At 73.3% G+C, this 19,894-nt stretch carries 19 protein-coding genes; 8 read left to right on the plus strand and 11 right to left on the minus strand.

Annotated features, from left to right (window positions below; genetic code table 11):
• Positions 1 to 8 precede the first annotated feature (8 nt).
• Positions 9 to 1,328, minus strand: coding sequence for an MFS transporter (locus BLW14_RS13325; protein WP_093707390.1), 1,320 nt, complete (start codon positions 1,326 to 1,328; stop codon positions 9 to 11).
• Between the two features lie 88 nt (positions 1,329 to 1,416).
• Between BLW14_RS13325 and BLW14_RS13330 the strand changes: the two genes are divergently transcribed.
• Positions 1,417 to 1,824, plus strand: coding sequence for a hypothetical protein (locus BLW14_RS13330; protein ID WP_256332759.1), 408 nt, complete (start codon positions 1,417 to 1,419; stop codon positions 1,822 to 1,824).
• 9 nt (positions 1,825 to 1,833) lie between these two features.
• On the opposite strand, the gene BLW14_RS13335 is transcribed toward BLW14_RS13330, so the two are convergent.
• Positions 1,834 to 3,111 carry an MFS transporter gene (locus tag BLW14_RS13335; RefSeq protein WP_093707392.1) on the minus strand — a complete coding sequence of 426 codons (1,278 nt, stop codon included), beginning with the start codon at positions 3,109 to 3,111 and terminating at the stop codon, positions 1,834 to 1,836.
• A 102-nt stretch (positions 3,112 to 3,213) separates the two neighbouring features.
• Here BLW14_RS13335 and BLW14_RS13340 point away from each other — a divergent pair, with 102 nt between their 5' ends.
• Positions 3,214 to 4,206 (plus strand): GlxA family transcriptional regulator, encoded by a 993-nt coding sequence (locus tag BLW14_RS13340; protein ID WP_093707394.1) that lies wholly within the window; start codon positions 3,214 to 3,216, stop codon positions 4,204 to 4,206.
• Here BLW14_RS13340 and BLW14_RS13345 read toward each other — a convergent pair.
• From BLW14_RS13345 to BLW14_RS13355, 3 genes are all read right to left on the minus strand, one after another.
• Entirely contained in the window at positions 4,203 to 4,670 is a 468-nt protein-coding gene (locus BLW14_RS13345) for an ATP-binding protein (protein WP_028444338.1), read from the minus strand. The two genes, BLW14_RS13340 and BLW14_RS13345, sit on opposite strands and share 4 nt — an antisense overlap.
• A gap of 453 nt (positions 4,671 to 5,123) precedes the next feature.
• Positions 5,124 to 5,645, minus strand: coding sequence for an EF-hand domain-containing protein (locus BLW14_RS13350; RefSeq protein ID WP_093707396.1), 522 nt, complete (start codon positions 5,643 to 5,645; stop codon positions 5,124 to 5,126).
• Between the two features lie 92 nt (positions 5,646 to 5,737).
• Positions 5,738 to 6,112, minus strand: coding sequence for an STAS domain-containing protein (locus tag BLW14_RS13355; protein WP_093707398.1), 375 nt, complete (start codon positions 6,110 to 6,112; stop codon positions 5,738 to 5,740).
• A gap of 248 nt (positions 6,113 to 6,360) precedes the next feature.
• Here BLW14_RS13355 and BLW14_RS13360 point away from each other — a divergent pair, with 248 nt between their 5' ends.
• Both BLW14_RS13360 and BLW14_RS13365 read left to right on the plus strand, forming a co-directional pair.
• Positions 6,361 to 6,936 (plus strand): RNA polymerase sigma factor, encoded by a 576-nt coding sequence (locus tag BLW14_RS13360; RefSeq protein ID WP_093707400.1) that lies wholly within the window; start codon positions 6,361 to 6,363, stop codon positions 6,934 to 6,936.
• Positions 6,933 to 8,294, plus strand: coding sequence for a zf-HC2 domain-containing protein (locus tag BLW14_RS13365; RefSeq protein WP_093707402.1), 1,362 nt, complete (start codon positions 6,933 to 6,935; stop codon positions 8,292 to 8,294). The genes BLW14_RS13360 and BLW14_RS13365 overlap by 4 nt, the downstream gene beginning before the upstream one ends.
• A gap of 26 nt (positions 8,295 to 8,320) precedes the next feature.
• Here BLW14_RS13365 and purU read toward each other — a convergent pair whose 3' ends face one another.
• Both purU and BLW14_RS13375 read right to left on the minus strand, forming a co-directional pair.
• On the minus strand, positions 8,321 to 9,199 hold the full coding sequence (purU, locus tag BLW14_RS13370; RefSeq protein WP_093707404.1) for a formyltetrahydrofolate deformylase: 879 nt from the start codon (positions 9,197 to 9,199) through the stop codon (positions 8,321 to 8,323).
• Between the two features lie 28 nt (positions 9,200 to 9,227).
• Entirely contained in the window at positions 9,228 to 9,674 is a 447-nt protein-coding gene (locus BLW14_RS13375) for an SCO4402 family protein (RefSeq protein WP_018519453.1), read from the minus strand.
• A gap of 174 nt (positions 9,675 to 9,848) precedes the next feature.
• Here BLW14_RS13375 and BLW14_RS13380 point away from each other — a divergent pair, with 174 nt between their 5' ends.
• Positions 9,849 to 11,132 carry an ABC transporter substrate-binding protein gene (locus BLW14_RS13380; protein WP_093707406.1) on the plus strand — a complete coding sequence of 428 codons (1,284 nt, stop codon included), beginning with the start codon at positions 9,849 to 9,851 and terminating at the stop codon, positions 11,130 to 11,132.
• Positions 11,133 to 11,162: 30 nt separating this feature from the next.
• Here the strand turns inward: BLW14_RS13380 and BLW14_RS13385 are convergent, their stop codons facing one another.
• Entirely contained in the window at positions 11,163 to 12,572 is a 1,410-nt protein-coding gene (locus BLW14_RS13385; RefSeq protein WP_093707408.1) for a hypothetical protein, read from the minus strand.
• 244 nt (positions 12,573 to 12,816) lie between these two features.
• Complete coding sequence (locus tag BLW14_RS13390) at positions 12,817 to 14,199, minus strand: NsdA family TPR-like regulatory protein (protein WP_093707410.1); 1,383 nt, start codon at positions 14,197 to 14,199, stop codon at positions 12,817 to 12,819.
• A gap of 312 nt (positions 14,200 to 14,511) precedes the next feature.
• Here BLW14_RS13390 and BLW14_RS13395 point away from each other — a divergent pair, with 312 nt between their 5' ends.
• The 3 genes from BLW14_RS13395 to BLW14_RS13405 are packed head-to-tail and all read left to right on the plus strand — an operon-like array spanning position 14,512 to position 17,669.
• On the plus strand, positions 14,512 to 15,165 hold the full coding sequence (locus BLW14_RS13395; protein ID WP_093707412.1) for a bifunctional DNA primase/polymerase: 654 nt from the start codon (positions 14,512 to 14,514) through the stop codon (positions 15,163 to 15,165).
• A gap of 42 nt (positions 15,166 to 15,207) precedes the next feature.
• Positions 15,208 to 16,020, plus strand: a complete 813-nt coding sequence (locus tag BLW14_RS13400) for an ABC transporter ATP-binding protein (protein ID WP_093710715.1) — start codon at positions 15,208 to 15,210, stop codon at positions 16,018 to 16,020.
• The gene (locus BLW14_RS13405) at positions 16,017 to 17,669 is read left to right on the plus strand and encodes a transporter (RefSeq protein WP_093707414.1); all 1,653 of its coding nucleotides are present in this window, start codon (positions 16,017 to 16,019) and stop codon (positions 17,667 to 17,669) included. Before BLW14_RS13400 ends, BLW14_RS13405 begins: the two co-directional genes overlap by 4 nt.
• 52 nt (positions 17,670 to 17,721) lie before the next feature.
• Here BLW14_RS13405 and BLW14_RS13410 read toward each other — a convergent pair whose 3' ends face one another.
• Both BLW14_RS13410 and BLW14_RS13415 read right to left on the minus strand, forming a co-directional pair.
• Positions 17,722 to 18,612: an alpha/beta fold hydrolase gene (locus BLW14_RS13410; protein ID WP_093707416.1), complete on the minus strand. Its 891-nt coding sequence runs from the start codon at positions 18,610 to 18,612 to the stop codon at positions 17,722 to 17,724.
• A gap of 502 nt (positions 18,613 to 19,114) precedes the next feature.
• Entirely contained in the window at positions 19,115 to 19,807 is a 693-nt protein-coding gene (locus tag BLW14_RS13415) for an iron-dependent transcriptional repressor DtxR (protein WP_093707418.1), read from the minus strand.
• Positions 19,808 to 19,894 lie beyond the last annotated feature (87 nt).

A 19,894-nucleotide genomic window follows, 5' to 3' on the forward strand; every position in this document is an offset into this window, starting at 1 on the left:
TTCTGGCGCTACGCCGCCAACGCCGCCCCGGCGGGCTCCCTTACGCGCCGGATCACCAGCACCATCAGCGCCGCCACCGCGCACAGCGCCCCCGCCGCGTACCAGACGACGTCGTACGTACCGAAGTAGTCCCGCGCCACCCCGCCCAGGAAGGCGACCAGCGCCGCGCCCACCTGGTGCGAGGCCAGCACCCAGCCGAAGACGATCGCGCTGTCCTCCCCGTACTGCTCGCGGCACAGGGCCAGGGTCGGCGGGACCGTGGCGACCCAGTCCAGGCCGTAGAAGACGATGAAGAAGACCATCGGCGGCTCCACCGTGGGCTGCATCAGGAGCGGCAGGAAGAGCAGCGAGACCCCGCGCAGCGCGTAGTAGACCGCCAGCAGGCGGCGCGCGTCGAAGCGGTCGGTGAGCCAGCCGGAGAAGATCGTGCCGATGATGTCGAAGATCCCGATGACCGCGAGGAGCGAGGCGGCGGCGGTGATCGGCATGTGGTGGTCGTGCGCCGAGGGTACGAAGTGCGTACGGATCAGGCCGTTGGTGGAGGCGCCGCAGATCGCGAAGGACCCGGCCAGCAGCCAGAACGGTCCCGTACGGGCCGCCTCGAACAGGACCCGTACGGTACGGGCCGCCGCCCCGCGCGTGGGCGCCGGCTTCTCGACGTGATCGCCGCCGTACGGGGCGAGCCCCACGTCCGCCGGGTGGTCCCGCATCAGGAGCCAGACGAACGGGACGACGACCAGGGCCGCCAGCGCCACGGTCACCGAGGCCGGGCGCCAGCCGTGCCGGTCCACGATCCACGCGCAGAGCGGCAGGAAGACCAGCTGCCCCGAGGCCCCGGCGGCGGTGAGGATACCGGTGACCAGGCCGCGCCGGGCGACGAACCAGCGGTTGGTGACCGTCGCGGAGAACGCCATCGCCATGGAGCCGGTGCCGAGGCCGACGAGGAGGCCCCAGTAGAGCATCAGCTGCCAGGCGGCCGTCATCCACACACTGGCCAGCGCCCCGGCCGCGACCATGCTCAGCGCCACGGCCACCACCCGGCGGATGCCGAACCGGTCCATCAGCGCGGCGGCGAACGGGGCGGTGAGCCCGTACAGCCCCATGTCGAGGGAGACGGCGAGGCCGATCTGGCCGCGCGACCAGCCGAAGTCGTCCTGGAGGGGGTCGAAGAGCAGACCCGGCAAGGAGTTGAAGGCGGCGCCGCCGATGATCGTCACGAACGTGACGGCGGCGACGATCCACGCCCGGTGGACGCGCCGTCGGCGGGGCGCGTCGGGAGCGGTCGGCAGCGGGGCGACGGGGGCGGCGCTCTCGGTTGTCGGATTCACCCGCCCAGCATCCGGTCGCGGGCCCCGGCCCCACGAGTGGCCCGAGGGACATGGTTCGCAAGGATCGGGCCACCTGCCCGGCGCCCGTATGCGCGTACGATCTGCACCGCCCGGCGGCCGCACCCGCGCGCACGCCGCACCGTCCATGTCCTCGGGGGACTTCATGCAGTGGGCCGAACGCCAGTACTTCAACCACGGGTCCTCGCTGATGCAGGGCTGGGGTGCCCTGCTGCTGCTCGTCGCCTGCGTCCTGTGGGCCTGGCTGGGCTTCCTGATCTGGGACACCGACGACTCGCTGTACTGCTTCCGCGCCTCGTCCATCTGCGAGATGGACACCACGATGCCCAAGCAGCTGACCCTGCTGGGCATTTCGACGCCGCTCTCGGTGGCCGGCACTGGCCTGCTCGTCGCCGGAAGCGTGCGCCGGCAGACCAGCGCACACGTCCTGCGGGTCATCGAGATGCAGCAGTCCGAGGAGCGGGCGCGCAAAAAGTAGCGCCCGGGGTCAGCCGATCCGCTCCAGGCGGCGGATCGGACGGGCCGCCAGCAGGACGCCCACCACGGCGAGGTTGATCACCGCACCGGCGATCAGCACCTCGCCGGTGCCCAGCCGGTCCGCCACCGGGCCCGCCAGCGCGCGGCCCGCCGCGACCATCAGCAGCGAGCCGGCCACGTCGTAGGCGTGCAGCCGGTTCAGGGACTCCGGCGGTATGTGGGTCTGGACCGTCGTCGACCACATCACCAGCCAGAACGCGGAGGCCGCGCCCGCCACCAACTGACCGGCGCCCAGGGCCGCCACGGGCAGCCCGAGGCCCAGCACGACCAGGTTCACGCACACCCCGGTCAGCGCCACGGCCCCCGCCGCGAGCGGGCGTCGCGGGCGCAGCCGCAGGGCGAGCAGGCCGCCGACGACGCTGCCCGCGCCGCTCACCGCCATCATCGCGCCGTACGTCCCCGAGCCGTGCGCCTCGGTGACCCGGACGGCGGTGAGCGGGAGCATCGGGCCGAGCACGGCGAAGCCGTACACCGTCCAGACGGCGATCACACCCCACAGCCAGCTGCGGGCGGTGAACTCCTTCCAGCCGTCCACGAGTTCGGCCACGAAGGAGCCGTGCGGCGCCTCGTCCGAGGGTGCCGGGGCCAGCCGGAGCAGGAAGAGGCAAGCCCCCGAGACCAGGAAGGTGGAGGCGTTGGCGGCGTAGACCGCGCCGGCGCTCGCCAGACCGACGAGGACACCCGCGAACGCCGGGCCCGCCATGGTCATCAGCGCTTCGGAGACCCGCAGCGTGGCGTTGGCGCGCTGGACGTCCGAGGCCACGCGCGGCACGGTGGACGCCACGCCCGGCTGGAACAGCGCCGCCCCGACACCGGCCACCGAGCTCAGCGCGTACACCGCCCACAGCGGCGGGTTGCCGGCGGCGAAGGAGACGGCGAGCACGGAGGCGCCGATCAGCCGCAGCGCGTCGGCGATGATCATCATGCGGCGCGGGGTGAACCTGTCCGCGAGCACGCCGCCGAAGAGCACGAACACGGCGAGCGGGCCCATCCAGCAGGCCAGCGCGTAGCCGACGGACGAGGCGGGACGGCCGGCTCCGAGCAGTCCGGCGGTGAGCGCGACGGGGATCATCCCGTCGCCGAAGACGGCGGCGGTCCGGGCGACGAAGAACAGCCTGAAGTTACGGTTCCAGAGCTGCCCGCCGGTCTCCTCGAAGAGCGGCGGCAGGGGCGGGAGAGGGGACGGACCGCCGTGGGCGGCCTCGGGGTCCGCGGCGGGAATGCGCACGGGGTCTGCTGACTTTTCCTTCACACCGATGACATGTATCAGCTTATGGTCTATACCAGCTAGGCACTTTCGCCGACCGGAACGGACCGAAGGGAGTCCGCTGTGCCGCACCGGGTCGTCGTCCTCGCCCTCGATGGGCTGATCCCCTTCGAACTCGGCATCCCTCAGAGGATTTTCGGGATGGCCCGCCCGCTGGAGCCGCAGGACCGGGAGCGGAGGCTGTACGACGTCGTGACCTGTTCGGTACGCCCGCCGGGTCCGGTCCGCACCGACGCGGACTACACGATCACCGTCGGCCAGGGACCCGAGGCGCTCGCCACGGCGGACACGGTCGTCGTCCCGGCCAGCTACGAACTGGGCCCGGTGTACGACGAGGGCCGGCTGACCGACGAACTGGCGGCCGCTTTCGCGCACGTCCGGCCGGGCACCCGGATGGTGTCCATCTGCACCGGCAGCTATGCCCTGGCCGCCGCCGGGTATCTCGACGGGCGCCCCGCCACCACGCACTGGGCCCACGCCGACCACTTCCAGCGGCTGTTCCCCGCCGTGCGGGTCGACCCGGACGTCCTGTTCGTCGACGACGGCGACGTGCTGACCTCCGCCGGGGTCGCCGCCGGGATCGACCTCTGCCTGCACATGGTGCGCCGCGACCACGGGACGGCCGTCGCCAACGACGTCGCCCGCCGCACCGTCGTGCCGCCGCACCGCGACGGCGGGCAGGCGCAGTACATCCAGCGGCCCGTCCCGGACACCGAGTTCGCCACGACGACGACCGCACGGGCCTGGGCGCTGGCCCGGCTGGAGCGGCCGATCCTGCTGCGGGACATGGCCCAGCAGGAGTCGATGAGCGTACGCACGTTCACCCGGCGGTTCCGCGAGGAGGTCGGCGTCAGCCCCGTGCAGTGGCTCACCCAGCAGCGGGTGGAGCTGGCGCGCCGGCTCCTGGAGTCCACGGACCTGTCCATCGACCAGGTCGCCCGGGACGCCGGCTTCGGCACCTCCACGTCGCTGCGCCAGCACCTCCAGGCGGCCCTGGGCGTCTCGCCGACGGTCTACCGGCGGACGTTCCGCTCGACCGCGGGGAGCCGCGCCTAGGGGACTGCCGGCTCGGCGCCGTGGGCGCCGGGCTGGAGCTGGACCTGGATCAGCGGGACGCTCCGGTCGACCTCGCACCAGATGCGCTTGCCCGCGCCTTCCGGCTGCCAGCCCCAGCGGTCGGCCAGGCCGTCGACCAGCTCCAGGCCCCGGCCGCCGGTGTCCTCACCGCGCGCGTGCCGCTGCTGCGGCGGGCGGCAGCTGGCATCGGCCACCTCGACCCGCACGGTCCCGGCCCCGGCCGGCGAGCCCGACAGGCCGAACAGCATGCGCAGCACGGCCGGACAGCCGGTGTGTACTACCGCGTTGGTGACGAGTTCCGAGATGAGCAGGATGAGGGTCTCGGCCAGCGGCTCGTCGTCCCGCACCCCGGACCCGGCGAGCCGTGAGCGCGCCCATCTGCGAGCCCGTCCGACCTCCGCGGGGTCGGGCCCGACCTCCAACTGAACCTGAAGCACCTGCACCGCTCACACCATCCGAACCGGCGGACACATCGCCTCGCGCCTCCTCAGGGTCACGGAACGTGATTCCCTTGCACGACAGCATGGTTGACGTACAGTCACCGCAACAAGCGCTTCGGGCATATTCCAGCGCGAAGGAGTACGCGTAGTGCATACTGTGCGACGCACATTGCGGAGAGTCGAACAGTGACGCCGCACGCGCCGGGGAACCGCCGTCCCGGCAGGCCCGGCCCCGCTGCGCCGATCGCGAGCGGCACACCTCGCGCGGACCCGGGGCGCCGCACAGGCCGCACCCGGACCGCCAGGTTCCAGAACCACTCGCATCCCACGGAGGGTACCTGAGGCGGGCGCCGACTCCACCCCGTGACGAATCACGCAAAGGACACAAGCCGGTATCGGTGACGAGCCGTCGCTCTGTGTGACGCCCAGGGGCGGGGTGCCCCCGGGCCCCACCGGCTAGTCCGGTTCGATCACCGTCACGTACGTCGCGAGCGCGGCCACCGCGTCCTCCTCGACGACCCCGCCGTCCCGGTCCGTGTCCAGGCTCTGCGCGGCGAACGCCGCCGCGTCGGGGCTCGCGCCGAGGACCTTCAGCGCACGCTCCACGGCCGGTACCGGCGCTCTGCCGTCACCGGTCGGACCGGCCGCCACGGCGAGTGCCGCGCGGAGGAACGGGCGGGCGATCTCCGCGAACCGCTCCGGGTTGTCGCGCAGCCGCTTCACCGCCCCGCCGACGAACTCCTCGCGGGTGACGCGCTGGTCCCCGTCCACGTCGGCGATGCCCGCCATGCCCTGCCAGAACGCCTCGGCGCCGCTGTAGAGCGCCTGCCCCTTGTCGCAGCGGGCCGTCGTACCGAACTCGGTGAGCAGACGGGCCGCGGCGGCGTTGAAATCCGCGCGATCGATGTATCCGTTGCCGTCCTGGTCGAAGGCGGCGAAGCGGAAGGCGATCTTGCGCTCATACTCTGCGCTGTCCATGCGGGGAGCGTACGACGCGTTCAGGCGTCACGTGTCACTTACCGGGACCAGCCCTGTGACAGCCGCGCATCAAGCGGACCGCGACGACGGTTTCAGGCCGTCAGCGGCTCGGCCTCCTCGTCGACCGCCGCGTCCCAGTCCGGGTAGACCTCGAACAAGCGGCGCACGCCGAGGGCGGCGAGCACGCGGTTGACGTGGGAGCCCTCCTCCGCGCCCCGGGCGGGCAGGATGAGGCGCAGCCGGCCCCCGCAGGACCGCATGAGGCGGCGGAGGGCGATGAGCACCCCGACCCCGCTGGAGTCGCAGAACTGGACTCCGGACAGGTCGAGGACGACGTCGTGGCGGCCCACGGCGACCACGTCGTGCACGGACTGGCGGACGGTGGCCGATGTGAGCAGGTCCAGTTCCCCGCCTATGTGCAGCACGGTCCACCCGCCCCGCTCGGTCTCCGAGACTTTCAGGGTCACGTGACTGGGCCTCTCGTTCCGGGGATTCCGGGGAACCCGATGATCCGGAGGTCCGGGTTCCTCCTTGGCGGCTGCCCCCGCACGCCCCTCGCGAAACACCGGCCTCGGAAGGACGTCGTGTCCGAGGAACGTACTTGTCGCAAAGGGGCGTGCCCGGCCGGGGCGGACGACTACATTCGGACAGGACGAGCAGGAGCTGAGAGGGCCGGCCAGGCCCGGGGCCGACAGCGGAGGGGGTGGAGGGCCGGATGGCCAAAAACGCACCACCGCGCTGGGACCGCAAGATGCAGCAGCGGCTGTCGCGCGGCGAGGCGGCCGCGCTCGGCGAGATGTACGACCGGTTCGCCGCCCTCGTCCACAGCCAGGCCCACCGGATGCTGGACGACGAGGACGCCGCCGACCTGGTCACCCGCGAGGTCTTCGCCCACGTCTGGGAGAACCCGGACGCCTACGACCCCAAGCAGGGCTCCATGCGGGCCTGGGTGGCCCATCTCACGCACCGCGAGTCCGTGCGCCGGCTGCGCCGGGGCGCGGACGAGGACCGCGACGACCCCGACGGTCCCGACGGCCTGGAGGAGCGGGTGCGCCGGGCCACCGCGGCGGCCCGGGCCGACTACATCGTCTCGTCCATGCCCGCACCGCTGCGGGCCGCCCTGGAGCTGGCGTACGTCCGCCGCCGCGACTACCGGCAGGCCGCGGCGGACCTCGGGGTCACCGAGGACGAGGCGCGGCGCCGGCTGCGGCTCGGGCTGCAACTGCTGTCCACCGCCCGGACCCGGCCCCTGGAGGGCGCCCCGCCGCCCGGTTACGGGAGGGTGTTGTGAGCGACGGCGCCGACGGCCGGGACGAGGAAGGCCGCGACGACGAGGTACGGGGCGCCCCGCGCATACCGGGCCCCCGCCCCGCCGCGGACGACTTCGCCGACCTGACGCCCGTACCGCCGCCCGGGCCGATGCCGGAGCCCGCGCCGGAACCGGAGCCCGAACCCGTACCCGAACCGGAGCCCGAGCCGGAACCCGAACCCGTACCTGAGCCGCAGCCGAGGCCCGCGTCGGCCGGGGCGGAGCCGGAATCCGCACCGCCCGCCCTGGTCCTGCCGCACCGCGTGCTCCAGGCGCTCCTGGGTGCCTGGGCGCTCGCCGCGTGCTCCGCCGAGGAGACCGCGGCCGTCGAGGCGCACCTGACCGAGTGCGCGCCCTGTGCGGACGAGGCGCTGCGGCTGCGGGACGCCGTCGGGCTGTTGCACACCGACCGCAGCCTGGACCTGGACCCGCTGCTGCGGTCCCGGGTGCTGGAGAACTGCCTGAACCGGCGGCCCGCGAAGATCCCGGTGCCCGACTGGGCCGCCCCGTACGACGCCGAGACGGCGCGGCTCGACGCGCTGCTGCGGGACATCGGGAGCGCCGAGTGGCACGCCCCGGTGCGGTTGCAGTGGTTCGAGGGCGAGCGGGAGGCCAGCCGCCGGACCACCGTCGCCGGGGTGATCGGGCACCTGATGACCGTGGACGGCCTGGTCGGCGCCGCCCTCGGGCTCGACGACCCGCTGCCCGGCCCCCTCTCCCCCACCGCGCGCACCGAGTCGTACTGGTCCGCCACCCGGGTTCCGCCGACCCGGGCCGTGCGCGAACCGTGGCGGGAGCAGAGCCACACGCTGATCCGGACGGTGTCGTTCGCCGGGCGCGGGGTCGAGGATCTGTCCGTGTCGTACGGGGACTTCGCGCTGCCGCTGCAGGACGCCCTGCTGGACCGGGCCTTCGAGTGCTGGGTGCACGCGGGGGACATCGCGAAGGCGGTGGACTACCCGTACGAGCCGCCGTCCGCCGGGCATCTGCACCGGATGATCGACCTCGCGGCCCGGATGCTGCCCGCCGCGCTGGCGGTGCGGCGGCGGTCGGGGCTGGCGGGACCGGCCCGGCAGCTGGTGACGGCCGGTTCGCCGGGGCGCTCGCTGCATCTGGAGATCGAGGGCTCGGGCGGCGGCGACTGGTACGTGGCGCTGGACTCGCCCGCCGCGCTCGGCTCGGCCGAGCACACGGTGGCGCAGGTCGCGCTGGACGGCGTGGAGTTCTGCCGGCTGGTGGCGGGGCACGTGCCGCCCGTGGAGGCGGCGGCCGGGCAGCGCGGGGACCGCGAGGCGATCCGCGACGTGCTCTTCGCGGCCGCCTCGCTCAGCCGGCTCTAGGTCCTGTCTGGAGTTCCCGCTCCGTCTCAGTCGAAGACGACCGTGCGGCGGCCGTTGAGCAGGATGCGGCGTTCCGCGTGCCACTTCACCGCGCGGGCCAGCGCCTGGCACTCCACGTCGCGGCCGATGGCGACCAGCTGGTCGGGGGTGACGTTGTGGCCGACGCGCTCCACCTCCTGCTCGATGATCGGCCCCTCGTCGAGGTCGGCCGTCACGTAGTGGGCGGTGGCGCCGATGAGCTTCACGCCGCGCGCGTGCGCCTGGTGGTAGGGCTTGGCGCCCTTGAAGCTCGGCAGGAAGGAGTGGTGGATGTTGATGATCCGGCCGCTGAGCTGCTTGCACAGGTCGTCCGAGAGGACCTGCATGTAGCGGGCCAGGACGACCAGCTCCACGTTCTCCTCACGGACCAGCTCCAGCAGCTCCGCCTCGGCCTGCGCCTTGTTGTCGCGGGTCACAGGGATGTGCCGGAAGGGCACGTCGTACGAGGCGACCAGCTCGGCGAAGTCCGGGTGGTTGGAGACGACGGCGGCGATCTCGACCGGCAGGGCGCCGATCCGGGACCGGAAGAGCAGGTCGTTGAGGCAGTGGCCGAACTTGCTGACCATGAGCACGATCCGCATCCGCTCCGACGAGCGGTGGATCTGCCACTCCATGGCGAAGGAGTCACCGATCGCGGCGAAGCTGGCCCGCAGCTTCTCGACGGTCACCGGCGTGCCCGCCGAGAAGTGGACGCGCATGAAGAACAGGCCGGTGTCGTGGTCCCCGAACTGCTGGCTGTCCTCGATGTTGCAGCCGGTCATGAAGAGATAGCTCGACACGGCGTGCACGATGCCCTGTTTGTCCGGGCAGGACAGCGTGAGGACGTACTGGTCGGGGGCGGTGTCGGCAGGCTGCGGCGCGGTCATCCCCGTAGCGTGCCACAACGGCGCGGCTTCAGGCGGACCTGGTCAGAATGCGGAGCACGTCCAGGGAGCGGGGCGGTACGTCCGGGTCCTCGCCGTCGTTGGCGGACAGCCGCACATGGGCCTCGCGGGCGGCGGCGACCGCCTCCGGCCAGCCGTGGTGCTCCAGGTAGGCGGAGACGGGGGCGTCCGCGCCGACCTGGTGCATGATGCGCAGCACCCGCAGCACGGCGGCGTCCACAAGGGCGGCCTCGCCGGCGTCGCGGAAGATCGTGCCGACGTACTTCTCGGCGGACCAGTTGTCGAGCCAGGTGTCCTCGACCAGGCGGTACACGGCGTCGGTGACGTCGCCGTACCCCTCCCGGCCGGCCAGCCAGCACTCGTGGTGGAAGACGGGGTCGGAGAGCATGTGCAGCGCCGAGCGCACGTTGCTGCGCCAGCGCCACCACGGAAGGTCGTTGAGCGGCATGCCGCCCATGGTGGAGGAGCGACGGGCGCGACGGGAAGAGTTCTCGGAACCTTGCTGCACGGTTGTCGATCGTACGTTCCCTTTTCGTCACCCCGGACCGGCCCCCGGCGTTCACCGGGACGTCACCCGGCGTTGAGAGAGGGCCACCACTGCGTTACCCCGGGCCGGGAAGGCTCTGGGGCCATGACCGGACGGCGACGCCCCCCTTTCCCCCGCCCCTTCGGAACAGTCACCGGTGCGGTGGCGGCCGGGGCCCTGCTGCTGACCGGCTGCGGCGCGCTCCCTGGAGCCTCGGGGGACTCCAGGGAGCCCGTCACCGTCGTCACCTGGGCACCGGGCGACGGCGCCTCGGCCCCGGACGCCGTGAACATGGCGGGGATGACCGCGATGGCGCAGGCGTACGCGCGCTCGGTCAACGCCGCCGGCGGGATCGACGGGCACGAGCTGCGCGTCGTCACCTGTGACGAACAGGACACCTCGACCGGCGCGGGGGCCTGCGCCCGCCGGGCCGTGGAGGAGAAGGCGGTCGCGGTCCTCGGCTCGTACAGTCGGCACGGACGGGCGGCCCTGACCCCGCTGGAGGTCGCCGGCATCCCGTACATCGGCGGCTACGGGGCCTCCGAGGACGAGTTCCGCAGCTACACCTCCTACCCGCTGACCGGCGGCCAGTCCGCGCTGCTCGCGGGCACCGCCGAACGGCTCGCGCAGGGCTGCGACCGGGTCTCGCTGGTGCGCCCGGACACGCTGGAGGGCGACAGCCAGTCGTGGCTGCTGCACACCGGGCTCAAGGGCGCGGGCCGGTCCCCGCAGCTCGACATACCGACGGCGGAGGGTGCCACCTCGTACGACGGGGAGGCGCGGCGGGCGCTGTCCGGCGCGGGCGCGGACGGGGGATGCGTGACATCGGTGCTCGGCGACCGCACGGAGACGTTCTTCGACTCGTTCCGGCGGCTGGAGCCGGCGGGCGCGGACGTGCGGGTGGCGTCCGTGCTCGGCAGCGTCGAACAGCCGCTGATCGACCGCACCGGGGGCCGGAACAGCCCGTTCGAGGGGGCGTACGTCACCGGCTGGTACCCGGCCCCGGGCGACGACCGGTGGAACCCGATGCGCAAGGTGATCCGCGAGGAGGCCTTCGGCGACAACCGGATCGACCCGGACGACACGGGCGTGCAGACCACCTGGGTCGCGTACACCGCGCTGAAGTCGCTCGTCGAGTCGATGCACGAGTCCCGGATCACCGCGGCGAAGGTCACCAAGGCCCTCAAGGAGGGCGTCAGCGCGGACACCGGCGGCCTCACGCCCGTGCTGCGCTGGCGTTACGAGGACATGATCGGCTCGCAGGCGTATCCGCGCATCGTCAACAGCAAGGTGACGTTCCAGGTGGTGCGGGCCGGGCGGCTGGTCGCCGAGCGGAAGGGCTTCGTGGACGTCACGGAGACCCTCGTCGACGCCAGCGCCACCCGCTGAGCCGGCCGCCCCGATCGGGGCGGAAGGCCCTCAGAGCGCGGTCGCCTCGCGCCGCGTCAGACCGTACTTCTCCGCGATCTTGTTCCACAGCCCGGACGCCTGCCGCTTGGCCGTGCTGGCCTCGCCGCTCTTCACGGTCGCCTGCTGGGTGTGCGAGGTCGTCCGGGCGTGGCCGTGCTTGCAGACCTTCTTGCTCTTGGCCTGCGCCGCCCACGCCGCGTAGTGGTCGTCGGCGGACGCGGACGCCTGCCAGGCCCTGGTGAGCGAGGCCGTCAGCTGGTCGTGGTTCGGCAGCTTGTCGACGGACAGGTCCTGGAGCCGGGTGACCAGGTCGCGGCGCTGCTTCGCGGCGCCCTTGAGGTCGGAGACGGCCTTGTCCAGATCGGTGCAGTTCTTGGTCTTCTCGACCGCGCCGATCACCGCCGCACGGCTGTTGTTGCTGTCCGCGAGGAGCTTGTCCAGCGCCTCGGCCTGCGGCTTCGCCGGGTCGGCCGCGGGCTGGTCCTTCTCCTCGGACGGGTCACCGGCCGGTGAACTGGCGGATGCGACCGGCTGCTTGGCGTCCTTGTCGTCATCGTCGCCGCCGCTCATCAGCGCACCCGCGCCGAGCCCGATGACCGCGCATCCGACGACGACCGCCGCGATCAGCGGCACCGCGCCGGACCGCTTGCGCCGCCCGCCGCCGTCCCCGTCGTCCTGCGGACCGCTGTACGGGGGCGGCTGCTGGAAGCCCTGCTGCGGCGGCGGACCCGCCTGGTACGGCTGCTGCTGCGGGCTCTGCTGGTACGGGGGCTGCTGCCGGGCCGGGTCGAACCGGGGCATCTGCTGCGTCGCGCCCTCGGGCTCGTCGCTGCGGAAGAGGTTGTCGAACTCGGCCGGCGGCTGCCGCTCACCGGGGGCACCGGGCCGGATGCCGTACGGGGCGCCGCCGGGCACCGGGGGTATGTACTGCGTCGCGTCGGCGTCCCCGCCGCCCTGGGGCGCCTGCGGGGCGTGGCCCAGGAACCGGGTCGACTCCGCGGGGTTCTCCGGCGGCAGCCCGCCGGGCGCGGGGCCCCCGGGGATCGGCGCGATGTACTGCGTGGCGTCGGCGTCACCGTGGGGAGCCGCGCCGTGCCCGTGCCCGGACTCGGGCGGCAGCGGCTGCGCGTAGGGCTGCGGCTGGGCGGGCGGGAGCGCGCCGCCCCCGTCCTGGCCGTAGGCGCCGGGCTGCTGCTGCCCCTGGCCGTACGCGTCCTGGCCGCCGTACTGCTGCTGTCCGTACGGGCCCTGCTGCTGCGGGGGCTCCTGGTACGGCTGCTGCTGAGGGTAGCCGTAGCCGCCCTGGCCGCCGCCGTCCCGCGGGCCCCAGGGCTGTCCCCACGGCTGCCCGCCGGCCGGGGCCGGCCGGTCCGCGGCACCCCCCGGCGTCCAGGGCTCGCCGCCGTCCGAGGGCAGCACGACACCCTCGTGTGCGGGCCGTACAGCAGGGGGCTGCTGCTCGTCGCCCTGTCCGCTCTGTGTCACCGGGACTCCTACGCGTCAACTATGGAATCGTCGGCTCACGCTATCGGGTGGCAGCCGCCGTTCGCCAAGTGCCCACTGTCCCCCGCCTACCCGTGACACCGGGTGTAACACCACGCCCCCTCCGCACGCAGTTAACGGACGCGGTTGACGGTCCTCCTCGCCCGCTGCCCGGGTTCCCTCAGGCCGCCTGGAGCTCCAGGCGCGCGCCGAACTCCCTTACCGCGGGCTCGTCCCCGTACGGCAGCAGACGCTGCTGGAGGTCCTCCAGATACTCCGCGCCCCGGCTGGAGCGCACCGTGCCCAGCAGCTCCATCGCCCGCGTCCCCGTGTGGCACGCCTGCTCCACCTCCCGCATCTGCACCTGGGCCGTGGCCAGCAGCGCGAGCCCGATGCCCCGGCGGCGGGCCCGGGACTCCGGGTGGCCGTCCAGGGACTCCTTCGCCCGGCGCGCGGCGGCCTCCGCCTGCCCGAGGTCGCGGTGGCAGTGCGCCAGTTCGTCCGCGAGGTAGGCGTGGTCGAAGTGGGCGATCCAGTCGGGGTCGTCCCCGGTGTCCGGCGCGGCCTGTTCGAGGGCGGCCTCGGCCCGCCCCGCCACCTCCAGGCAGGCACGGGCGTCGCCGAGCAGGGCGTGGCCGCGCGCCTCCGCCGCGTAGAACATCGCCTCCGCGCGCGGCGTGACCCGGCCGCGCGCCCCCTCCTGCGCGGCCCGCGCCAGCTGGGCGATCTCGCGCGGGTTGCCGAGCTGGGCGGCGAGGTGGCTCATGGACGCGGCCAGTACGTAGCCGCCGTAGGCGCGGTCGCCCGCCGCCTGGGCGAGGCGCAGGGCCTGGATGTAGTAGCGCTGGGCGAGGCCGGGCTGGCCCGTGTCGACGGCCATGTACCCGGCGAGTTCGGTGAGCCGGGCGACCGCGCCGAACAGCTGGCGGCCGGTCGATTCGCGGTACGCCCCCGAAAGCAGCCCGGAGACCACGCTGTTGAGGTAGTGCACGAGGACCGGGCGCACATGGCCGCTGCCGAAGCGGTGGTCGAGGTCGACCAGCGCGGCCGTCGTCGCCCGCACCGCCTCCACGTCCGACATCCCGACCCGGGACCCGGCCGCGCGGGCGACCTGCGGGTCGGCGCCGGTGATCAGCCAGTCCCGGCTGGGCTCCACCAGGGCGGAGGAGGCGACCGTGGAGCCCGACAGGAAGTCGCGGCGGCCGACGTCGCTGCGCCACAGCTCGCAGACCTGCTCGATCGCCCCGACGACCGTGGGAGCGAACTGGAGGCCGACGCCGGAGGCGAGGTTCTTGCCGTTGGCCATGCCGATCTCGTCGATCGTGACCGTACGGCCCAGCTTGCGGCCCAGCGCCTCGGCGATGGTGCCCGGCGCCCGGCCGCGTGGCTGCTGGCCGCGCAGCCAGCGGGCCACGGAGGTCTTGTCGTAGCGGAGGTCGAGGCCGCGCTCGGCCCCGACCATGTTGACGCGGCGGGCCAGGCCCGCGTTGGAGCATCCGGCTTCCTGGATGAGCGCCTGGAGCCGTTCGTTCGGCTGACGTGCGACGAGTGGCCTGGCTGCCATGTGTATCCCCCTGAGGCCGCGGTGATAGGTGGCCGGATCACTGCCCGACATATGCCTGAGAAATGCGCAGATTCATCGTGTTGGTCACTTTCCGTGCGACTCACCTCATTCGTCACGGCGAGTACCTAAAATGCCGCGCCGAACCGCACCGCCCGGAGGTCCCGTAACCAGTTACCCGCCCGGGGCCCGTGCCTCTCCCGCGCGCCCCCGCCCATGCACCCGTGCGCCCCGTATGCGGATCCGCGCGACGGGCGGCCGTAACTCTTCGTGAAGCCCGTAGTTGAGCCGGGCGTGGAAGAGCCCATCGGAGTCATGGAAACCGCGCAGGTCCCCCGGCAGCGCGCGGAGCAGCTGCTCGACGCCGCCGTGCGGTACACGGAGGAGAGGCACTGGGACGTCTGCCCCGGCACCTGGCTGGAGCCGTCCGGCGGCGGCCGGTGCTCGTGCGGCGAGGACGGCTGTGCCGCGCCCGGCGCCCATCCCGCCGGCGACGGCTGGGCGGACGGAGCCACCGGCAGCGGCGCGGCGGCCCGCCGGATGTGGACCCAACACCCGGGCGCGGCCGTCCTGTTGCCCACGGGGCGCACCTTCGACGCCGTCGACGTACCGGAGTCGGCGGGCTTCCTGGCGCTCGCCCGGATGGAGCGGATGAGCCTGCCGCTCGGCCCCGTCACCCGCACCCCGGACCGCCGCATGCAGTTCTTCGTGCTGCCCGGCGCCGCCGCCAAGACGGAGGACCTGGTGCGCCGGGCCGGGTGGAACGCCGCGTCGATCGGCCTGCGCGGGATCGGTGAGGGCGCGTACGTCGTCGCGCCGCCGACCCGGGTCGGCGGCGCGGGCGCGGTCCAGTGGGTGCGCAACCCCACCACCGCCAACCGGTGGCTGCCCGAGGTGGAGGAGCTGGTCGGCCCGCTCGCGTACGCCTGCGGACGGGCCAGGGCGGACGCCCGCGACGGCCTTTCGTAGGGTGGTCCCCGCGTACGTACGGGGACTTCGAAGGGCGTGCAGATGCCGGACCGGGTGGAACACGACGGGACAGAACGGCCGCGGGAGGCACCGCCCGCGGTGCGCGTCGAGGGGCTGTGGAAGCGGTTCGGTGAGCAGACCGCGGTCGCCGGCATCGATCTGGAACTGCCCGCGGGGAAGTTCATCGGCCTGGTCGGGCCGAACGGGGCGGGGAAGACCACCACCCTCTCCATGGTCACCGGTCTGCTCCGCCCGGACCAGGGCAGGATCGAGGTCGGCGGGCGGGACGTCTGGCGCGACCCGGTCGAGGTGAAGTCCCGGATCGGCGTCCTGCCCGAGGGGCTCCGCCTCTTCGAGCGCCTCTCCGGCCGCGAACTCCTCGCGTACACGGGCCGGTTGCGCGGACTGCCGGGCCAGGAGGTGGACAGCCGGGCCACCCAGCTGCTCGACGTGCTGGACCTGGCCGGATCCCAGCACAAGCTGGTCATCGACTACTCGACCGGAATGCGCAAGAAGATCGGGCTCGCCGCCGCCCTGCTGCACAACCCCGAAGTCCTCTTCCTGGACGAGCCGTTCGAGGGTGTCGACCCGGTCTCCGCGCAGACGATCCGCAAGGTCCTGGAGCGCTACACGCGTTCCGGCGCGACCGTGGTCTTCTCCAGCCATGTGATGGAGCTGGTCGAGTCGTTGTGCGACTGGGTGGCCGTCATGGCGGCCGGGGCGATCCGGGCACAGGGCCCGCTGGCCGAGGTGCGCGGCTCGGCGACCTCCCTGCAGAACGCCTTCCTGGAGCTGGTCGGCGCGGGCGACCGCGACACCGGCGAGACCCTGGACTGGCTGGGCGGCGACCGATGAGCGTGCTCGACGCCCCGGCCGGCTCCGGCCCCAGGACCGGCACCGCGGACAGCCGTACGGCCCTGATCCCCGTCTTCGCCCGCCTCAAGCTGGCGTTGCTGCGCAACGGGCTGCGCCAGTCCTCCGGGCGGCGGGCCGCCTACATCGCCTCGGTCGTCGGCGCCCTGCTGATCGCCGCCGGCCAGCTGCTCGGGCTGATCCTGCTGCGCGGCAACGCCCACGCGGACTCGGTGGTGGTGCTGCTCACCGCGGTCGTGGCCCTCGGCTGGGCGGTGATGCCGCTGTTCTTCTCCGCCGGGGACGAGACCCTGGACCCGACCCGGCTCGTCATGCTGCCGCTGCGGCCCCGGCCGCTGATCGTCGCGCTGCTGGTCTCCTCGCTGATCGGCCTGGGCCCGCTGTTCACGCTGTGCCTGGCGGCCGGCTCGGTGGTCGCGCTGGCCCACGGGGCGGGCGCGGTCGTCTTCGCCGTGCTCGCCGTGCCGCTGACGCTGCTGGTCTGCGTGGCCCTGGCCCGCGCGGTCGCCGCCGCCAACACCCGGCTGCTCACCTCCCGCAAGGGCCGCGACCTGGCGGTCCTCAGCGGCCTGGTGATCGCGGTGGGCATCCAGGTCGTCAACTTCGGCGCCCAGCGCCTCGGGCAGGCCGGCGGGCTCTCCTCGCTCGACCCGGCGGCGGACGTCCTGCGCTGGGTGCCCCCCGCGTCGGCCGTCGGGTCCGTGGGCTCCGCGGCTCAGGGGGCGTACGGGCGTGCCGTCGTCCAGCTGCTGCTGGCCGTCGCCGCTCTGGTGGCGCTGCTGTGGCTGTGGCAGCGCACCCTGACGAAGCTGATGACCTCGCCGGACGGTTCGACGACCGCCGCCGCCGGGCCCGGACGCGACAAGGCCGGGCGGACCGGCGCCGGCCTGTGGGCGCTGCTCCCCGAGGGCCGCACGGGCACGGTGATGCAGCGGTCCCTGCGGTACGTGGCACGGGACCCGAAGACCAAGGCCGCCTGGGTGACCGCGCTGGCCGTCGGGCTGATCGTGCCGCTGATCAACGCCCTCCAGGGCCAGGGCTCGGTGTACTTCGCCTGCTTCGCCTCCGGGATGCTCGGCATCCAGATGTACAACCAGTTCGGGCAGGACACCTCCGCGTTCTGGATGGTCGCCCAGACGATCTCCTCGCCCCGGGACGCCTACCTCGAACTGCGGGCGCGGGCGCTGGCGCTGCTGCTCATCACCCTGCCGTACACGGTGCTCGTCGCCGTGGTGACTGCGGCGCTGCTGGGCGACTGGCCCGTGCTGCCCGGGGTGGTGGGCCTGTCGTTCGCGCTGCTGGGCGCGATGCTGGCGACGGGTGCGACGGCCTCGGTGCTCTTCCCGTACTCGGTGCCGCAGGAGGGCGCGTTCAAGAACGTGGCGCCCGGGCAGGCCGGGCTCGCCTGGATCTCCATCCTCGGCGGGATGGTCACGGCGGCCGTGCTCAGCGCCCCCGTGATCGCCCTGACCATCACCCTGCACGTCACCGGCCGCACGGACTGGCTGTGGCTGCTGGTGCCGGTGGGGGCCGCGTACGGGGTGCTGACCGCCTGGGGCGGGGTGCGGCTGGCGGCCCCCCGCATGGCGGCTCGGCTGCCGGAGATCATTTCCGCGGTCAGCAAGGGCTGAGGTTCCGGGGCGTGTCCGTGAAGTCCGGGCGGACTGGACTCCACGACGCGCCCTACGGGGAGACGGGCTCGCGGTCGTCCTGCGCGTCCTCGGCCAGCTGCTGGAGGAAGGGCTCGACCGCGGCGCGCCAGCCGTCCGGCTGGTCGAAGTGCACGAGGTGGCCGGCGTCGGCCACCTCGGCGTACTGCCCGCGCGGCAGGACCCGGACCATCTCCTGGGCCTCCGCCCGGCCCAGCTCGCCGTCCAGCCCGCGCAGCACCAGCGTCGGGCATCCGACCTGGGCCAGCTCCTCCCAGTGCGCGTCGAACACCCAGGTGGCGCGGGACTCCAGCATCTGCCGCCGGGAGAAGACGGGCCGCCATCCGTCGGCGCGCTCGGCCATCACCTCGGCGTAGAACGCGCCGCGCGAGGCGCTCGGCCGCTCGGTCCAGGGGTCGTCCTCGCCGAACCACCGCCGTACGGCGTCGGGCGATGCGAACGGGAGCGGCCAGGACCGGAACCAGTCCTCCCATTCGCGCTGCGATGCGGCCCCGAGCGCGGAAGCGCGCATGTCGCAGATGACCAGCGCGCGGACCAGGTCGGGGCGCTTGGCAGCGAGCTGCCAGGCGGTGAGCGCGCCCATGGAGTGGCCGACGAGCGTGACGGGGGCGAGACCCAGCTGTTCGATGACCGCCTCCGCGTCCGCCACGTAGGCGTCGCGGGTGTAGGGGCCGTCGGCGGGCTTCTCGCTGTCGCCGTGGCCGCGCTGGTCGAGGCCGACCGGCCGGTGCCGCTCGGCGAGCCAGTCGGCGGTGGACGCCCAGTGCGAGGCCCGGCCCATCAGGCCGTGCAGCAGTAAGACGGGGGCGCGGGTGCCGTCCGCGCCGCCCGTGGGCGGATCGGCGAACTCCCAGGCCGCGAGGCGTACGCCGTCCGCTCCGGTCACTTCGATGCGCCGCGCCATAGCTTCTGGCACCCCCTTCTCTCCCTGAGTCACCGGGTTGGTCATGTCGGCCAGACTATCGAACCTTTATTCGAAAACGGCGATCTGCCAGCCAACACCGCTCGTTCGAGTGACTGCTTCCCAGGATTGACGGCGACAGCTGCGGGGAGATCTTCTCCGGGAGGCGGGCCACTCGGGGATGAGGGCTCGCGGGACCGACCTCGAGAGCTCGGGGCTCCAGGTCGGACATCAGGGGAGGACAGGCCCCGGTGCCTTGCGGCGCCGGGGCCATCCGCTTCGGTACGTACGACGGGGCGTTCCCGTACGACGGGTGCATCGCAGCTCCCCTCCCCGGCCCGGCGGCCGACACGCTCAGCGACCCCTCCGCCACAGCCTGGCACGCTCCGCGCCGGAGCGCTGCGGTTCCGTACGGAAAAAGAGAGACCGGGCACCGGCGCCGCCGATGCCCGGTCTCCCGGAACGCTCTCCCCGGAACGGGGGCCGCACGCGTCTGCCTCTTCGTCTACCTCTTCGCCACGAAGACGTGCGAGGCGACCTCGGAGTCCAGCTCCGCCGCCTCACCGCTGCTGCCGACCAGCACGCCGCCGGGCGACTGCGTCACGCTGACCACCGAACCGGGCTGCACGCCCGCCCGCCGCAGCGTGTACATCAGCTGGGCGTCCGTCTGGATCGGCTCACCGATCCGGCGGACCACCACGGTCTTCCCCTCGCTGCCCGGGTCGAGATCGGACAGGCTGACCATGCCCTCGTCGAGGAACGGGTCGGCGCCGGCCTTCTCGCCCAGCTCCTCCAGGCCCGGGATCGGGTTCCCGTACGGCGACTCCGTCGGGTGGCGCAGCAGCTCCATCACCCGCCGCTCGACCGCCTCGCTCATCACGTGCTCCCACCGGCACGCCTCGGCGTGGACCTGCTCCCACTCCAGGCCGATCACGTCGACCAGCAGACACTCGGCCAGCCGGTGCTTGCGCATGACGCGGGTCGCCAGCCGGCGGCCCTCCTCGGTCAGCTCCAGGTGCCGGTCACCCGCGACCTGCACCAGGCCGTCGCGCTCCATCCGCGCCACGGTCTGGCTGACGGTCGGACCGCTCTGGTCCAGCCGCTCCGCGATCCGGGCGCGCATGGGGACCACGCCTTCCTCTTCGAGTTCGAGGATGGTGCGGAGATACATCTCCGTTGTGTCGATCAGTCCGGACATTCGTGCCCCTCGATGCAGTCGTGCGCTGGCCCTGCACCAATTCTGACGCATCGCGCGCGGAACCGTGCCGCGCGGTGCCCGCCGGGG

The sequence above is a fragment of the Streptomyces sp. 2131.1 genome (assembly GCF_900105515.1).
GTDB classification, from domain to species: domain Bacteria; phylum Actinomycetota; class Actinomycetes; order Streptomycetales; family Streptomycetaceae; genus Streptomyces; species Streptomyces drozdowiczii.

What these genes read in the sequence shown, in the direction of transcription:
- BLW14_RS13410 (WP_093707416.1), bottom strand. Translation starts at nt 18,612, where the DNA reads ATGGCGCGGCGCATCGAAGTGACCGGAGCGGACGGCGTACGCCTCGCG.
- BLW14_RS13395 (WP_093707412.1), top strand. Translation starts at nt 14,512, where the DNA reads ATGGAAACCGCGCAGGTCCCCCGGCAGCGCGCGGAGCAGCTGCTCGAC.
- BLW14_RS13360 (WP_093707400.1), top strand. Translation starts at nt 6,361, where the DNA reads ATGGCCAAAAACGCACCACCGCGCTGGGACCGCAAGATGCAGCAGCGG.
- BLW14_RS13415 (WP_093707418.1), bottom strand. Translation starts at nt 19,807, where the DNA reads ATGTCCGGACTGATCGACACAACGGAGATGTATCTCCGCACCATCCTC.
- purU (WP_093707404.1), bottom strand. Translation starts at nt 9,199, where the DNA reads ATGACCGCGCCGCAGCCTGCCGACACCGCCCCCGACCAGTACGTCCTC.
- BLW14_RS13405 (WP_093707414.1), top strand. Translation starts at nt 16,017, where the DNA reads ATGAGCGTGCTCGACGCCCCGGCCGGCTCCGGCCCCAGGACCGGCACC.
- BLW14_RS13330 (WP_256332759.1), top strand. Translation starts at nt 1,417, where the DNA reads ATGCGCGTACGATCTGCACCGCCCGGCGGCCGCACCCGCGCGCACGCC.
- BLW14_RS13375 (WP_018519453.1), bottom strand. Translation starts at nt 9,674, where the DNA reads ATGGGCGGCATGCCGCTCAACGACCTTCCGTGGTGGCGCTGGCGCAGC.
- BLW14_RS13350 (WP_093707396.1), bottom strand. Translation starts at nt 5,645, where the DNA reads ATGGACAGCGCAGAGTATGAGCGCAAGATCGCCTTCCGCTTCGCCGCC.
- BLW14_RS13390 (WP_093707410.1), bottom strand. Translation starts at nt 14,199, where the DNA reads ATGGCAGCCAGGCCACTCGTCGCACGTCAGCCGAACGAACGGCTCCAG.
- BLW14_RS13400 (WP_093710715.1), top strand. Translation starts at nt 15,208, where the DNA reads ATGCCGGACCGGGTGGAACACGACGGGACAGAACGGCCGCGGGAGGCA.
- BLW14_RS13380 (WP_093707406.1), top strand. Translation starts at nt 9,849, where the DNA reads ATGACCGGACGGCGACGCCCCCCTTTCCCCCGCCCCTTCGGAACAGTC.